The organism is Lelliottia sp. JS-SCA-14, from assembly GCF_035593345.1.
Classification (GTDB): domain Bacteria; phylum Pseudomonadota; class Gammaproteobacteria; order Enterobacterales; family Enterobacteriaceae; genus Enterobacter; species Enterobacter wanjuensis.
In genome coordinates this window covers 4,269,011-4,283,978 of the sequence record NZ_CP141606.1, presented here as the reverse complement: position 1 = coordinate 4,283,978, position 14,968 = coordinate 4,269,011, and the positions used below count along the sequence as shown (strand labels likewise).

Annotated in this window: 13 protein-coding genes and 2 tRNA genes; 13 read left to right on the top strand and 2 right to left on the bottom strand. The window is 52.8% G+C overall.

Annotated elements, in window-relative coordinates:
- Window positions 1-10 precede the first annotated feature (10 nt).
- Entirely contained in the window at window positions 11-487 is a 477-nt protein-coding gene (greA, locus tag U9O48_RS19950) for a transcription elongation factor GreA (protein ID WP_282491812.1), read from the top strand.
- A 151-nt stretch (window positions 488-638) separates the two neighbouring features.
- Here greA and yhbY read toward each other — a convergent pair whose 3' ends face one another.
- Window positions 639-932, bottom strand: coding sequence for a ribosome assembly RNA-binding protein YhbY (gene yhbY, locus U9O48_RS19945; RefSeq protein WP_282491811.1), 294 nt, complete (start codon window positions 930-932; stop codon window positions 639-641).
- Between the two features lie 126 nt (window positions 933-1,058).
- Between yhbY and rlmE the strand changes: the two genes are divergently transcribed.
- The 6 genes from rlmE to U9O48_RS19915 all read left to right on the top strand — a co-directional run bounded on the left by rlmE (window position 1,059) and on the right by U9O48_RS19915 (window position 6,653).
- Window positions 1,059-1,685, top strand: a complete 627-nt coding sequence (gene rlmE / locus U9O48_RS19940; RefSeq protein WP_095283562.1) for a 23S rRNA (uridine(2552)-2'-O)-methyltransferase RlmE — start codon at window positions 1,059-1,061, stop codon at window positions 1,683-1,685.
- 102 nt (window positions 1,686-1,787) lie between these two features.
- Window positions 1,788-3,722 (top strand): ATP-dependent zinc metalloprotease FtsH, encoded by a 1,935-nt coding sequence (ftsH, locus tag U9O48_RS19935; RefSeq protein WP_100778748.1) that lies wholly within the window; start codon window positions 1,788-1,790, stop codon window positions 3,720-3,722.
- Window positions 3,723-3,818: 96 nt separating this feature from the next.
- Window positions 3,819-4,667, top strand: a complete 849-nt coding sequence (gene folP, locus U9O48_RS19930; RefSeq protein WP_324723076.1) for a dihydropteroate synthase — start codon at window positions 3,819-3,821, stop codon at window positions 4,665-4,667.
- Window positions 4,660-5,997: a phosphoglucosamine mutase gene (gene glmM, locus U9O48_RS19925; protein WP_285145817.1), complete on the top strand. Its 1,338-nt coding sequence runs from the start codon at window positions 4,660-4,662 to the stop codon at window positions 5,995-5,997. Before folP ends, glmM begins: the two co-directional genes overlap by 8 nt.
- Before the next feature lie 224 nt (window positions 5,998-6,221).
- Entirely contained in the window at window positions 6,222-6,554 is a 333-nt protein-coding gene (gene secG / locus U9O48_RS19920) for a preprotein translocase subunit SecG (RefSeq protein ID WP_100778751.1), read from the top strand.
- Window positions 6,555-6,566: 12 nt separating this feature from the next.
- Window positions 6,567-6,653: transfer RNA gene (locus U9O48_RS19915), tRNA-Leu, on the top strand.
- Window positions 6,654-6,855: 202 nt separating this feature from the next.
- Here U9O48_RS19915 and argG read toward each other — a convergent pair.
- Window positions 6,856-8,202, bottom strand: coding sequence for an argininosuccinate synthase (argG, locus tag U9O48_RS19910; RefSeq protein WP_324723075.1), 1,347 nt, complete (start codon window positions 8,200-8,202; stop codon window positions 6,856-6,858).
- A gap of 341 nt (window positions 8,203-8,543) precedes the next feature.
- On the opposite strand from argG, the gene U9O48_RS19905 reads away from it, so the two are divergent.
- From U9O48_RS19905 to truB, 6 genes are all read left to right on the top strand, one after another.
- Window positions 8,544-8,620: transfer RNA gene (locus tag U9O48_RS19905), tRNA-Met, on the top strand.
- A 207-nt stretch (window positions 8,621-8,827) separates the two neighbouring features.
- Complete coding sequence (rimP, locus tag U9O48_RS19900; protein ID WP_282491807.1) at window positions 8,828-9,280, top strand: ribosome maturation factor RimP; 453 nt, start codon at window positions 8,828-8,830, stop codon at window positions 9,278-9,280.
- Window positions 9,281-9,308: 28 nt separating this feature from the next.
- Window positions 9,309-10,796: a transcription termination factor NusA gene (gene nusA, locus U9O48_RS19895; protein ID WP_100778754.1), complete on the top strand. Its 1,488-nt coding sequence runs from the start codon at window positions 9,309-9,311 to the stop codon at window positions 10,794-10,796.
- Between the two features lie 24 nt (window positions 10,797-10,820).
- Window positions 10,821-13,514, top strand: coding sequence for a translation initiation factor IF-2 (gene infB / locus U9O48_RS19890; RefSeq protein WP_282491806.1), 2,694 nt, complete (start codon window positions 10,821-10,823; stop codon window positions 13,512-13,514).
- Between the two features lie 104 nt (window positions 13,515-13,618).
- Window positions 13,619-14,020 (top strand): 30S ribosome-binding factor RbfA, encoded by a 402-nt coding sequence (gene rbfA / locus U9O48_RS19885; RefSeq protein WP_100778756.1) that lies wholly within the window; start codon window positions 13,619-13,621, stop codon window positions 14,018-14,020.
- Window positions 14,020-14,964, top strand: coding sequence for a tRNA pseudouridine(55) synthase TruB (truB, locus tag U9O48_RS19880; protein WP_285145816.1), 945 nt, complete (start codon window positions 14,020-14,022; stop codon window positions 14,962-14,964). Before rbfA ends, truB begins: the two co-directional genes overlap by 1 nt.
- Window positions 14,965-14,968: the final 4 nt, after the last annotated feature.

Genomic DNA, 14,968 nt, shown 5'->3' with positions numbered 1-14,968 from the left:
GGTATAACAAATGCAAGCTATTCCGATGACCTTACGTGGTGCCGAAAAACTGCGCGAAGAACTGGATTTCCTGAAATCTGTTCGCCGTCCTGAAATCATCGCCGCTATCGCGGATGCGCGTGAGCATGGCGACCTGAAAGAGAACGCGGAGTATCACGCCGCGCGCGAACAGCAAGGCTTCTGCGAAGGTCGTATCAAAGATATTGAAGCGAAACTGTCGAATGCACAGGTTATCGATATCAGCAAAATCCCGAACAATGGCCGCGTGATTTTTGGTTCTACCGTGACGGTGCTGAACCTGGATAATGACGAAGAGCAGACTTACCGCATTGTGGGCGATGACGAGGCAGACTTTAAACAGAACCTCATCTCCGTGAACTCACCGATTGCGCGTGGTCTGATCGGCAAAGAGCAGGACGATGTAGTGGTGATCCGCACGCCAGGCGGCGAAGTGGAATACGAAGTGATTAAGGTCGAGTACCTGTAATTCGCATCTCCCCGCAGTTGTTGATACATTGTAAAGATAGGAAAAAGGCCGCATAGCGGCCTTTTATCAACTCAAGGAGCGTGGCATTTTGCTCACCTGCTTGTGGAAATCCCTCGTTTTACACTGAAAAAGTGTTCGATTCGGGATATTCTTAGCGTGGCAGCGAGATTTTGCGCTCTTTAGTCGGGCGGTAGAGCACCAGCGTTTTACCGATAACCTGTACATTACAGGCACCGGTATTGCGCACGATAGCTTCCACGATCAGGGTTTTGGTGTCTCTGTCTTCAGAGGCAATTTTTACCTTAATCAGCTCGTGGTGCTCCAGCGCTTGTTCGATCTCGGCAAGCACCCCTTCGGTCAAACCATTATTGCCAAGCATGACTACAGGCTTGAGTGGATGTGCCAGACCTTTAAGGTGCTGTTTTTGTTTAGTACTCAGATTCATCGTATATTTTTGCTTACGTTGGGATTGAAAACGGTTCATTCTACCGCCATCTCCCTTATATCGCCAAATAGCTGCGTAGAAATTTACGTCAAAGGCAGGTTACGATGAACCAGGACGGAAAGTTAAATGACAGGTAAAAAGCGTTCTGCCAGCTCCAGCCGCTGGCTCCAGGAACACTTTAGCGATAAATATGTTCTTCAGGCACAGAAAAAGGGGTTACGTTCCCGTGCCTGGTTTAAACTTGATGAAATACAGCAAAGTGACAAACTCTTTAAGCCGGGAATGACGATTGTTGATCTCGGTGCTGCACCTGGCGGATGGTCCCAGTATGCTGTTACGCAAATTGGCGGACAGGGGCGAATCATCGCACTTGATCTTTTGCCAATGGATCCGATAGTCGGTGTGGACTTCCTTCAGGGCGATTTTCGTGATGAATTAGTTCTGAAAGCATTACTCGAACGTGTAGGTGACAGTAAAGTTCAGGTTGTCATGTCCGATATGGCGCCAAATATGTGCGGAACACCGGCGGTGGATATTCCCCGTTCCATGTATCTGGTTGAACTTGCGTTAGAAATGTGTCGTGATGTTCTAGCGCCTGGTGGTAGTTTTGTAGTGAAGGTGTTCCAGGGCGAAGGTTTCGAGGAGTATCTTAAGGAAATTCGCTCCCTGTTTGCGAAGGTGAAAGTTCGTAAGCCGGACTCTTCCCGTGCTCGTTCACGTGAAGTGTATATTGTAGCGACCGGGCGGAAATGATAACCGGCTGACTTCGGACGAACGTTCGAAAGACACTGGATAGAGAGTCTCCTGACGCTGTTTTTAACACAGTTGTAATATGAGGTTAATCCCTTGAGTGACATGGCGAAAAACCTAATACTCTGGCTGGTCATTGCCGTTGTGCTGATGTCAGTGTTCCAGAGCTTTGGGCCCAGCGAGTCGAATGGCCGTAAGGTGGATTACTCTACCTTCCTGCAAGAGGTCAATCAGGACCAGGTTCGCGAAGCGCGTATCAACGGACGTGAGATCAACGTTACCAAGAAAGATAGTAACCGTTACACGACTTACATCCCGGTGAACGATCCTAAGCTGCTTGATAACCTTCTGACTAAAAACGTCAAGGTGGTAGGTGAGCCGCCAGAAGAGCCGAGCCTGCTGGCTTCTATCTTCATCTCCTGGTTCCCGATGCTGCTGCTTATCGGTGTCTGGATCTTCTTCATGCGCCAAATGCAGGGCGGCGGTGGCAAAGGCGCCATGTCGTTCGGTAAGAGCAAAGCGCGCATGCTGACGGAAGATCAGATCAAGACCACGTTTGCCGACGTCGCAGGTTGTGACGAAGCAAAAGAAGAAGTGGCTGAACTGGTTGAATACCTGCGTGAGCCGAGCCGTTTCCAGAAACTGGGCGGTAAGATCCCGAAAGGCGTTCTGATGGTAGGTCCTCCGGGTACCGGTAAAACCCTGCTGGCGAAAGCCATCGCGGGTGAAGCGAAAGTCCCGTTCTTTACCATTTCAGGTTCTGACTTCGTTGAAATGTTCGTGGGTGTCGGTGCATCTCGTGTGCGTGACATGTTCGAACAGGCCAAGAAGGCAGCACCGTGCATTATCTTCATCGATGAAATCGATGCCGTAGGCCGCCAGCGTGGCGCGGGTCTGGGCGGCGGTCACGATGAACGTGAACAGACTCTGAACCAGATGCTGGTTGAGATGGATGGCTTCGAAGGTAACGAAGGTATCATCGTTATCGCGGCAACTAACCGTCCAGACGTACTTGACCCTGCGCTGCTGCGTCCAGGCCGTTTCGACCGTCAGGTTGTGGTCGGTCTGCCGGATGTGCGTGGTCGTGAACAGATCCTTAAAGTCCACATGCGTCGCGTACCGCTGTCTCCGGACATCGATGCGGCAATCATCGCACGTGGTACACCTGGCTTCTCCGGTGCTGACCTGGCGAACCTGGTGAACGAAGCGGCGCTGTTTGCTGCTCGCGGTAACAAACGCGTTGTGTCGATGGTGGAATTCGAGAAAGCGAAAGACAAAATCATGATGGGTGCGGAACGTCGCTCCATGGTGATGACCGAAGCGCAGAAAGAGTCCACGGCATACCACGAAGCAGGCCATGCGATTATTGGTCGTCTGGTACCGGAACACGATCCGGTCCATAAAGTGACCATTATTCCACGCGGCCGTGCACTGGGTGTGACCTTCTTCCTGCCGGAAGGCGATGCGATTAGCGCCAGCCGTCAGAAGCTGGAAAGTCAGATTTCGACCCTGTACGGCGGCCGTCTGGCTGAAGAGATCATCTACGGTGTGGAACATGTTTCTACCGGTGCGTCGAACGACATCAAAGTCGCGACGAACCTGGCGCGTAACATGGTCACTCAGTGGGGCTTCTCCGACAAACTCGGTCCGCTGCTGTACGCGGAAGAGGAAGGCGAAGTGTTCCTGGGCCGCTCCGTGGCGAAAGCGAAACACATGTCCGATGAAACGGCTCGTATCATCGATCAGGAAGTGAAAGCGCTGGTTGAACGTAACTATGGCCGTGCGCGTGAAATTCTGAATGACAACCTGGACATTCTGCACTCGATGAAAGATGCACTCATGAAATATGAGACCATCGATGCTCCGCAGATTGACGACCTGATGGCCCGCCGCGAAGTGCGTCCGCCAGCAGGCTGGGAAGATCCAGGCGCTTCCAACAACTCTGACAACAATGGCACCCCGCGTGCACCGCGTCCGGTCGATGAACCGCGTACGCCGAATCCGGGCAATACCATGTCAGAACAGCTTGGCGACAAATAAGTCACCGCTGGAGATGTGATTATCTTCACTTGAAACCCTGGAGCTTGCTCCGGGGTTTTTCTTATCTGCATAACTCAAAATACCAGGGATTTAGCCATGAAACTTTTCGCCCAGGACACGACTCTCGATCTCTCACATCCTCATGTGATGGGTATCCTGAACGTTACCCCTGACTCCTTCTCCGACGGTGGCACGCATAACACGCTGATTGACGCGGTGAAGCATGCCAATCTGATGATCAATGCAGGCGCAACGATTGTGGATATCGGCGGCGAATCGACGCGCCCCGGTGCGGCGGATGTGAGTGTGGAAGAAGAGTTATCCCGCGTAATCCCGGTTGTTGAGGCGATTGCTCAACGTTTTGAAGTGTGGATCTCTGTCGACACCTCCAAGCCGGAAGTGATTCGTGAGGCGGCGCGAGTGGGCGCTCACATTATCAATGATATTCGTTCGCTGTCTGAATCGGGTGCGCTGGAAGCGGCAGCCGAAACGGGTCTGCCCGTTTGTCTGATGCACATGCAGGGCCAGCCGAAGACGATGCAGGAAGCGCCAAAGTATTCTGATGTCTACGCGGATGTGAATCGCTACTTTATTGAGCAAATCGCGCGCTGTGAGCGTGCCGGTATCGCAAAAGAGAAATTGCTGCTCGACCCGGGATTCGGTTTCGGTAAAAATCTGTCACATAACTATGAGCTGCTGGCGCGCTTATCTGAGTTTCACCATTTTGGCCTGCCGTTGCTGGTCGGGATGTCGCGAAAAACGATGGTCGGGCAATTGCTGAATGTTGGCCCGAGCGAACGTCTGAGCGGCAGTCTTGCCTGCGCGGTGATCGCGGCCATGCAAGGGGCTCACATTATTCGCGTCCATGACGTCAAAGAGACTGTAGAAGCTATGCGTGTGGTTGAAGCCACATTGTCAGCGAAGGAAAACAAACGCTATGAGTAATCGTAAATATTTTGGCACCGATGGTATCCGTGGGCGCGTGGGTGATGCACCTATTACTCCTGAATTTGTGCTCAAACTGGGTTGGGCGGCAGGTAAGGTGCTGGCTCGTCATGGCTCGCGTAAAATCATCATCGGTAAAGACACCCGTATTTCTGGCTATATGCTGGAGTCCGCGTTAGAAGCGGGTCTTTCCGCCGCCGGGCTTTCCGCTTCCTTTACGGGCCCAATGCCAACGCCTGCGGTCGCGTACCTCACGCGTACTTTCCGCGCGGAAGCGGGTATCGTGATTTCGGCTTCCCATAACCCGTTCTACGATAACGGCATCAAATTCTTCTCCATCGATGGCACCAAACTGCCGGACGAAGTGGAAGAAGCGATCGAAGCGGAAATGGAAAAAGAGCTGACCTGCGTTGACTCTTCAGAGCTGGGTAAAGCCAGCCGTATCGTGGATGCCGCGGGCCGTTACATCGAATTCTGCAAAGGCACCTTCCCGAACGAACTGAGCCTGAGCCACCTGAAAATCGTGGTCGATTGTGCCAATGGTGCCACCTACCACATCGCGCCGAATGTCTTCCGCGAGCTGGGTGCTAAAGTCATTGCCATCGGCTGTGAGCCGGACGGCGTCAATATCAACGAAGAAGTGGGTGCGACTGATGTGCGTGCGCTGCAGGCGCGCGTGCTGGCAGAAAAAGCCGATCTGGGTATCGCGTACGACGGCGATGGCGATCGCGTGATCATGGTCGATCACGAAGGCAACAAGGTCGATGGCGATCAGATCCTGTATATCATCGCTCGTGAAGGGCTGCGTCAGGGGCAGTTGCGCGGCGGTGCGGTTGGCACGCTGATGAGCAATATGGGTCTTGAGCTGGCGCTGAAACAACTGGGTATTCCGTTTGTCCGTGCGAAAGTGGGCGACCGCTACGTGCTGGAGAAACTGCAGGAAAAAGGCTGGCGCATCGGGGCTGAAAACTCCGGTCACGTGATCCTGCTCGACAAAACCACCACGGGTGACGGCATCGTGGCCAGTCTGCAGGTTGTGGCGGCGATGGTGCGTAACCATATGAGCCTGCACGATCTCTGCACCGGCATGAAAATGTTCCCGCAGATTCTGGTTAACGTGCGCTTTACCGCAGGCAAAGGCGATCCGCTGGAAAATGAGAACGTGAAAACGGTGATGGCTGAAGTCGAAGCTGCCCTCGGCAATCGTGGCCGTGTGCTGCTGCGCAAATCCGGCACTGAGCCGTTAATCCGCGTGATGGTGGAAGGTGAAGACGAGAAACAGGTGACAGAGTTTGCTCACCGAATTGCTGATGCAGTGAAAGCTGCATAAATTCTCGCAGTAAGTGTTTAAAAAGGCGGCGTTTGCCGCCTTAAACTTATCCGATAAAAGCGCTTTTGCTGTTTTTTTCCGCAGTTGATACAATGCGCTGAAATTGCCCTTGCGAAGGTCATTCGCTTTGGTTAGTATTCACACCCGCTTCAGTGGGAAACATAATTCCCGCTAAATTGGTCGAAGCATTGGTATGCGGCAAATCCGCAAGGAACAGGTTGATTATGTACGAAGCTCTTTTAGTTGTTTTCCTTATTGTAGCCATCGCTCTTGTAGCGCTGATCATGCTGCAGCAAGGTAAAGGCGCTGATATGGGAGCCTCCTTCGGAGCAGGCGCTTCCGGTACGCTGTTCGGTTCAAGTGGTTCTGCGAACTTCATGACCCGCACGACGGCGATTCTGGCTACGCTGTTCTTCATCATCAGTCTGGCGCTTGGCAATATCAACAGCAACAAGACCACGAAAGGAAGCGAGTGGGACAATCTGAGTGCTCCGTCTAAAACTGAGCAGACTCAGCCAGCTGAACCGGCTAAGCCGACCAGCGATATCCCGCACTAAGCAGTATTCAGTACCGAGGTGGTGGAATTGGTAGACACGCTACCTTGAGGTGGTAGTGCCCTAACGGGCTTGTGGGTTCGAGTCCCATCCTCGGTACCAATATTCCAGAAGAAAGACGTCGAAAGACGTCTTTTTTTTCGTCTGTATCTTTTGCTTTGTCTTTTGTAGTTTTCGTAGGCCCGGTAAGCGCAGCGCCACCGGGCAAAACTGGCGGGTGGCGCTGCGCTTACCCGCCCTACGAACACCGCAACCGACAACAAAAAAGGCGCCATCAGGCGCCTTTTGCATTTCATCTGAACGATTACTTCTTATCGTTGTGTTCCAGATTCTCAACCTGCGGCAGACCATTGCCGGAAGAGGCAGAGAGCAGACCGGTTTCGATGTAGTTGAACAGTTTCTCACGGGTGTCGGTGATATCCAGGTTACGCATGGTCAACTGACCGATACGATCGTCCGGAGAGAAGACCGAATCACCTTTCTCCATGGTCAGACGCTCTGCTTTATAGGTCAGGTTGTCAGACACGGTGTTCAGGATTAAATAGTCGTTACCACGACGCAGTTCCAGCGTCACTTCACCGGTGATGGCGCTCGCCACCCAACGCTGCAGCGCGTCACGCAGCATCAGCGCCTGCGGATCAAACCAGCGACCCTGATACAGCAGTTTACCCAGTTGACGGCCATGGGAATGATACTGCTCGATGGTGTCTTCGTTGTGAATACCGGTCAGCAGACGCTCGTAAGCGATGTGCAGCAGGGCCATACCCGGCGCTTCATAGATGCCGCGGCTCTTCGCTTCGATGATACGGTTTTCAATCTGATCGCTCATGCCTAAACCGTGACGACCGCCGATGCGGTTGGCTTCGAGCATCAGCTCGACGTCATCAGCGAACTTCTGGCCGTTTAGGGCAACCGGATGGCCGCGCTCAAAGCGTACAGTCACCTCTTCGGCCTGGATTTTGACGTTTTCGTCCCAGAACTTCACGCCCATGATCGGGTTAACGATCTTCACGCTGGAGTTCAGGAATTCCAGGTCTTTCGCTTCGTGCGTCGCACCCAGCATGTTGGAGTCGGTGGAGTAGGCTTTCTCAACTGACATCTTGTAGTCGAAGCCGCAGGCAATCATAAACTCGGACATTTCATGACGACCGCCGAGCTCGTCGATAAAGTCGGTGTCCAGCCAGGGTTTGTAGATCTGCAGCTCGGCGTTGGTCAGCAGGCCATAGCGATAGAAACGCTCAATGTCGTTGCCTTTATAGGTACTGCCATCGCCCCAGATGTTCACGCCGTCGTCTTTCATGGCCGCGACCAGCATGGTGCCGGTGACCGCACGGCCCAGCGGCGTGGTGTTGAAATAGGTCAGACCGCCCGTGGTATTATGGAATGCGCCGCACTGAATTGCTGCGATACCTTCCGCAACCAGCTGCTTACGGCAGTCAATCAGACGTGCGTTCTCTGCGCCATATTCCATGGCACGGCGAGGGATCGCATCATAATCTTCCTCATCCGGCTGACCCAGGTTCGCAGTATAAGCATACGGAACCGCTCCCTTTTGGCGCATCCACAGCAGTGCAGCGCTGGTATCCAGGCCGCCAGAAAAAGCGATGCCAATACGTTGTCCTACCGGAAGATGCTTGAGAATCGTCGTCATAAAATAAAACCCTGCTTGATTGACTGATAAGAGACCGCTTTCGCTCTTATTGCATGTTTATGCAAAATAAGTGAGTTTTCATTTAATCATCTTTTGTCGATGACCGGAAGAGATTCGTGCGTTTTTTGTAAAAATTCCTTTGGTGCTGCCCGTTGCGGGATGATTCGACAAACACACACAAACATTTAACGCTATTCAGCGTAGCGCATGGAAACCAGAGTTGACAGCCGAATGCTCTAACCAATATAATGCATGCAGATTTTACGTCCCGTCCTCGGTACCAAATCCCAGCATTATTTGCATTTTTTACCCAAAACGAGTAAAATTTGCCACGTTTCAGGCGCGGGGTGGAGCAGCCTGGTAGCTCGTCGGGCTCATAACCCGAAGGTCGTCGGTTCAAATCCGGCCCCCGCAACCACTTTCCTATAAAGTTCTTTTTCAAATATACTGTGAAGACTCAGAGCCTTCGTAGCTGGATTTGAAAAAATTCTTTCAGAAAGTGCTCCAGGCCGCAGTTGCGGCTATAGGGTTCAGTTATCTAAAGCCCCGATTTATCGGGGTTTTTTGTTATCTGACTACAGAATAACTGGGCTTTAGGCCCTTTTTTTATGTCTTGGGGGTGGGCTTGTCCACATTAGAGCAAAAATTAACAGAGATGATTAAGGCACCAGTCGAAGCACTGGGCTACGAACTGGTCGGCATCGAATTTATTCGCAGCCGCACATCCACGCTGCGCATCTATATTGATAGTGAAGATGGCATCAATGTTGATGATTGTGCTGATGTCAGCCACCAGGTCAGTGCGGTTCTTGACGTTGAAGATCCTATTACTGTTGCCTACAACCTGGAAGTTTCCTCGCCTGGTCTCCATCGTCCAATGTTCACCGCTGAGCATTACACGAAGTATCTCGGTGAAGAAGTGACTGTTGTCCTGCGTATGGCTGTGCAGAACCGCCGTAAATGGCAGGGCATTATTAAGGCCGTTGATGGTGAGATGATCACGGTAACAGTCGAAGGCAAAGATGAAGTGTTCGCGCTGAGTAATATCCAGAAGGCGAACCTGGTTCCCCACTTTTAACAGTCTGGATTGAGGTGAAAAGCCCGCGATGAACAAAGAAATTTTGGCTGTTGTTGAAGCCGTCTCTAACGAGAAATCACTGCCGCGTGAGAAGATTTTCGAAGCGCTGGAAAGTGCCCTGGCTACAGCAACCAAGAAAAAATACGAACAAGAGATCGATGTTCGCGTAGAAATCGATCGTAAAAGTGGTGACTTCGATACCTTCCGCCGTTGGGTGATCGTTGAAGAAGTGACCCAACCAACCAAAGAAATCACGCTTGAAGCGGCTCGTTACGAAGACGAAAGCTTCAACGTTGGCGAATATGTTGAAGATCAGATCGAATCTGTCACCTTCGACCGTATCACCACCCAGACCGCTAAGCAGGTTATCGTACAGAAAGTACGTGAAGCTGAGCGCGCGATGGTGGTTGATCAGTTCCGCGAACACGAAGGTGAAATCATCACCGGTGTGGTGAAGAAAGTGAACCGTGACAACATCTCTCTGGATCTGGGCAGCAACGCTGAAGCCGTGATCCTGCGTGAAGACATGTTGCCGCGCGAGAACTTCCGTCCAGGTGACCGTATCCGCGGTGTTCTGTACGCAGTGCGTCCAGAAGCACGTGGTGCGCAGCTCTTCGTCACGCGCTCTAAGCCAGAAATGCTGATCGAACTGTTCCGCATTGAGGTGCCAGAAATCGGTGAAGAAGTTATCGAGATCAAAGCAGCGGCCCGCGATCCGGGTTCTCGCGCTAAGATCGCGGTAAAAACCAACGACAAGCGTATCGACCCGGTCGGTGCTTGCGTCGGTATGCGTGGCGCACGTGTCCAGGCAGTCTCTACTGAACTGGGTGGCGAGCGCATTGATATCGTTCTGTGGGACGACAACCCGGCACAATTCGTGATTAACGCGATGGCTCCGGCTGACGTGTCTTCTATCGTTGTCGACGAAGACAAGCACACCATGGATATCGCCGTTGAAGCAGGTAACCTGGCACAGGCTATCGGTCGTAACGGTCAGAACGTACGTCTGGCTTCTCAGCTGAGCGGCTGGGATCTGAACGTCATGACGGTTGATGACCTGCAGGCTAAGCATCAGGCTGAAGCCCATGCAGCGATCGATAACTTTACGAAGTACCTGGACATCGACGAAGATTTCGCCACCGTCCTGGTTGAAGAAGGTTTCTCTTCGCTTGAAGAACTGGCCTATGTGCCAATTAAAGAACTGCTGGAAATTGACGGCCTGGATGAAGCAACCGTTGAAGCCCTGCGTGAACGCGCTAAAAACGCACTGACCACCCTGGCGCTGGCTCAGGAAGAAAGCCTTGGCGATAACAAGCCGGCTGATGACCTGCTGAATCTGGAAGGTCTTGATCGTGCGATTGCGTTCAAGCTGGCTGCCCGTGGTGTTTGTACGCTGGAAGATCTCGCTGAGCAAGGCGTTGATGACCTGGCTGATATCGAAGGTTTAACCGACGAGAAAGCCGGCGAGCTCATCATGGCCGCACGTAATATTTGCTGGTTCGGCGACGAAGCGTAATAAACTGTAGCAGGAAGGAACAGCATGACTGATGTAACTGTAAAATCGCTGGCTGCTGAGATTCAAACCCCTGTGGACCGCCTGGTACAGCAATTTGCTGATGCAGGGATCCCAAAGGCGGCTGATGACTCAGTGACTGCGCAAGAAAAACAAACATTGTTAGCGCACCTGAACCGTGAACACGGTTCTACGCCTGACAAACTGACGCTGCAGCGCAAAACGCGTAGCACGTTAAACGTTCCCGGTACCGGTGGGAAAAGTAAATCGGTACAAATCGAAGTCCGCAAGACACGCACCTTTGTAAAACGTGATCCGCAAGAGGCCGAGCGCCTTGCAGCGGAAGAGCAGGCGCAGCGTGAAGCGGAAGAGCAAGCCCATCGTGAGGCAGAAGAAACAGCCAAGCGTGAGGCAGTATTAAAAGCTGAACGTGAGGCCGCTGAAAAAGCGAAACGCGATGCCAGTGAAAAAGCAAAGCGTGAAGCTGCGGAAAAAGACAAAGTGAGCAATCAACAGACTGACGATATGACCAAAACCGCCCAGGCAGAAAAAGCCCGTCGTGAAAATGAAGCAGCCGATCTGAAGCGTAAAGCGGAAGAAGAAGCGCGTCGCAAGCTCGAAGAAGATGCGCGTCGCGTCGCTGAAGAAGCACGTCGTATGGCGGAAGAAAATGCGGGTGTTTGGGCTGAGCAAGAGAAAGAGAAAGGTGAAGAGGATAAGAGCGATTATCACGTCACCACGTCTCAGCATGCTCGCCAGGCCGAAGATGAGAACGATCGTGAAGTCGAAGGCGGCCGTGGCCGTACTCGTACGACCAAAGCGGCACGTCCTCAGAAGAAAGGCAACAAGCACTCTGAATCTAAAGCTGACCGTGAAGAAGCGCGCGCCGCTGTTCGTGGTGGTAAAGGTGGCAAGCGTAAAGGTTCCTCTTTACAGCAGGGCTTCCAGAAACCTGCTCAGGCCGTTAACCGCGACGTTGTGATCGGCGAAACCATCACCGTGGGCGACCTGGCAAACAAAATGGCTGTGAAAGGCTCTCAGGTCATCAAAGCGATGATGAAACTGGGCGCAATGGCAACCATTAACCAGGTTATCGATCAGGAAACCGCACAGCTGGTTGCTGAAGAGATGGGCCACAAAGTTATCCTGCGTCGTGAAAACGAGCTGGAAGAAGCGGTAATGAGCGACCGTGACACTGGCGCTGCGGCAGAATCCCGCGCACCGGTTGTGACCATCATGGGTCACGTTGACCACGGTAAAACCTCTCTGCTGGACTACATTCGTTCAACGAAAGTGGCCTCTGGCGAAGCGGGCGGCATCACCCAGCATATCGGTGCATACCACGTTGAAACGGACAACGGTATGATCACCTTCCTGGATACCCCGGGTCACGCCGCGTTTACCTCCATGCGTGCTCGTGGTGCTCAGGCAACGGATATCGTTGTTCTGGTTGTTGCAGCAGACGATGGCGTGATGCCACAGACAATCGAAGCTATCCAGCACGCGAAAGCGGCGCAGGTGCCAGTGGTTGTTGCTGTGAACAAGATCGATAAGCCAGAAGCGGATATGGATCGCGTTAAAAACGAACTGTCCCAGTACGGTGTTATGCCGGAAGAGTGGGGCGGTGAGTCTCAGTTCATCCCAGTTTCTGCGAAAGCAGGTACCGGTATTGATGACCTGCTGAACGCCATCCTGCTGCAGGCTGAAGTTCTGGAACTGAAAGCCGTTCGTAAAGGCATGGCAAGCGGTGCAGTTATCGAATCCTTCCTCGATAAAGGTCGTGGTCCGGTAGCCACTGTTCTGGTCCGTGAAGGTACCCTGAACAAAGGCGACATCGTGCTGTGCGGCTTCGAATACGGTCGTGTTCGTGCGATGCGTAACGAACTGGGTCAGGAAGTTCTGGAAGCAGGTCCATCCATTCCTGTGGAAATCCTGGGTCTGTCCGGTGTTCCGGCTGCCGGTGATGAAGTGACCGTTGTTCGTGACGAGAAGAAAGCGCGTGAAGTTGCGCTGTACCGTCAGGGCAAATTCCGCGAAGTTAAACTGGCTCGTCAGCAGAAATCTAAGCTCGAGAACATGTTCGCTAACATGACCGAAGGCGAAGTTCACGAAGTGAACGTCGTACTGAAAGCGGACGTTCAGGGGTCTGTGGAAGCGATCTCCGACTCTTTACTGAAACTGTCTACCGACGAAGTGAAAGTGAAGATCATCGGTTCTGGTGTCGGTGGTATCACCGAAACCGACGCAACCCTGGCTGCGGCGTCCAACGCGATTCTGGTTGGCTTCAACGTTCGTGCTGATGCTTCTGCGCGTAAAGTTATCGATTCAGAAAGCCTGGATCTGCGCTACTACTCCGTCATCTACCATCTGATCGACGAAGTGAAAGCAGCGATGAGCGGCATGCTGTCTCCGGAACTGAAACAGCAGATCATCGGTCTGGCTGAAGTTCGTGACGTGTTCAAATCACCGAAATTCGGTGCGATTGCGGGTTGTATGGTTACCGAAGGTACCATCAAACGTCACAACCCAATCCGCGTTCTGCGTGACAACGTGGTTATCTACGAAGGCGAGCTGGAATCCCTGCGCCGCTTCAAAGATGACGTTAACGAAGTCCGTAACGGCATGGAATGTGGTATCGGCGTTAAGAACTACAACGACGTTCGCGTTGGCGATATGATCGAAGTGTTCGAAATCATCGAAATCCAGCGTAGCATCGCTTAATCCCTGAAAGGGTTAAGAAAATTGTAAGCCGGGTAAGCGAAGCGCCATCCGGCATGAAATATCAAAAGGGGCTTATGGCCCCTTTTTTGTCTGGAGAATTTATTATGGCGAAAGAATTTGGTCGCCCACAGCGCGTTGCTCAGGAGATGCAGAAAGAGATCGCTCTCATCCTGCAGCGCGAAATCAAAGACCCACGCGTGGGAATGATGACCACCGTTTCGGGCGTTGAAATGTCCCGTGACCTGGCGTATGCCAAAGTGTTCGTCACCTTCCTGAACGACAAAGACGAAGCAGCTGTTAAAAACGGCATTAAAGCCCTGCAGGAAGCCTCTGGTTTTATCCGCTCTCTGCTCGGCAAAGCGATGCGCCTGCGTATCGTGCCTGAGCTGACCTTCTTCTACGATAACTCCCTGGTAGAAGGTATGCGCATGTCCAACCTGGTGACCAGCGTGGTTAAACATGACGATGAACGTCGTGTGAACCCGGACGACAGCAAGGAGGACTGATGAGTCGTCCTCGTCGTCGCGGTCGCGACGTGCACGGCGTGCTGTTGCTGGATAAACCTCAGGGTGCATCCAGTAACGACGTGCTGCAAAAAGTGAAGCGTCTTTATAACGCCAACCGCGCCGGACATACCGGCGCGCTGGATCCGCTGGCGACCGGCATGCTGCCGGTGTGTCTGGGCGAAGCAACCAAGTTTTCCCAGTACCTGCTCGATTCCGATAAGCGTTATCGCGTGATCGCAAAACTGGGTCAGCGCACGGATACCTCCGATGCGGATGGTCAGGTTGTCGAAGAGCGTCCGGTGACCTTCAGTGACGAACAGCTTCAGGCGGCGCTTGAAAGCTTCCGTGGCGATACCTTACAGGTGCCGTCCATGTATTCGGCGCTGAAGTATCAGGGTAAAAAGCTCTACGAGTACGCGCGTCAGGGTATTGATGTCCCGCGTGAAGCGCGCCCGATCACGGTCTATGAGCTGCTGTTCATTCGTCACGAAGGCGATGAACTGGAGCTGGAAGTTCACTGTTCGAAAGGGACCTATATTCGTACCATCATTGACGATCTGGGTGAAAAGCTGGGTTGTGGCGCGCATGTCATCTACTTGCGTCGTCTGGCTGTCAGCAAATATCCGGTCGAACGCATGGTGACGCTTGAGCAACTGCGTGCGTTGGTCAAACAGGCAGAAGAGCAGGGGATCTCCCCGGCCGATCTGCTCGATCCGCTGCTGATGCCAATGGACAGCCCGGCCGCTGATTTCCCGATCGTGAATTTGCCATTAACGTCATCCGTTTACTTTAAAAACGGCAATCCGGTTCGCACGACAGATACCCCGCATACCGGGCTGGTTCGCGTGACGGAAGGCGAAGAAAACAAGTTCATCGGAATGGGTGAAATCGACGACGAAGGCCGTGTCGCACCGCGTCGCCTGGTGGTTGAATATCCCCTTTAAGATA

Excerpts from the sequence above, each read along its gene's own strand:
- secG (WP_100778751.1), top strand. The coding sequence starts at position 6,222 with ATGTACGAAGCTCTTTTAGTTGTTTTCCTTATTGTAGCCATCGCTCTT.
- rbfA (WP_100778756.1), top strand. The coding sequence starts at position 13,619 with ATGGCGAAAGAATTTGGTCGCCCACAGCGCGTTGCTCAGGAGATGCAG.
- rlmE (WP_095283562.1), top strand. The coding sequence starts at position 1,059 with ATGACAGGTAAAAAGCGTTCTGCCAGCTCCAGCCGCTGGCTCCAGGAA.
- yhbY (WP_282491811.1), bottom strand. The coding sequence starts at position 932 with ATGAATCTGAGTACTAAACAAAAACAGCACCTTAAAGGTCTGGCACAT.
- nusA (WP_100778754.1), top strand. The coding sequence starts at position 9,309 with ATGAACAAAGAAATTTTGGCTGTTGTTGAAGCCGTCTCTAACGAGAAA.
- infB (WP_282491806.1), top strand. The coding sequence starts at position 10,821 with ATGACTGATGTAACTGTAAAATCGCTGGCTGCTGAGATTCAAACCCCT.
- truB (WP_285145816.1), top strand. The coding sequence starts at position 14,020 with ATGAGTCGTCCTCGTCGTCGCGGTCGCGACGTGCACGGCGTGCTGTTG.
- ftsH (WP_100778748.1), top strand. The coding sequence starts at position 1,788 with ATGGCGAAAAACCTAATACTCTGGCTGGTCATTGCCGTTGTGCTGATG.
- glmM (WP_285145817.1), top strand. The coding sequence starts at position 4,660 with ATGAGTAATCGTAAATATTTTGGCACCGATGGTATCCGTGGGCGCGTG.
- argG (WP_324723075.1), bottom strand. The coding sequence starts at position 8,202 with ATGACGACGATTCTCAAGCATCTTCCGGTAGGACAACGTATTGGCATC.
- greA (WP_282491812.1), top strand. The coding sequence starts at position 11 with ATGCAAGCTATTCCGATGACCTTACGTGGTGCCGAAAAACTGCGCGAA.
- folP (WP_324723076.1), top strand. The coding sequence starts at position 3,819 with ATGAAACTTTTCGCCCAGGACACGACTCTCGATCTCTCACATCCTCAT.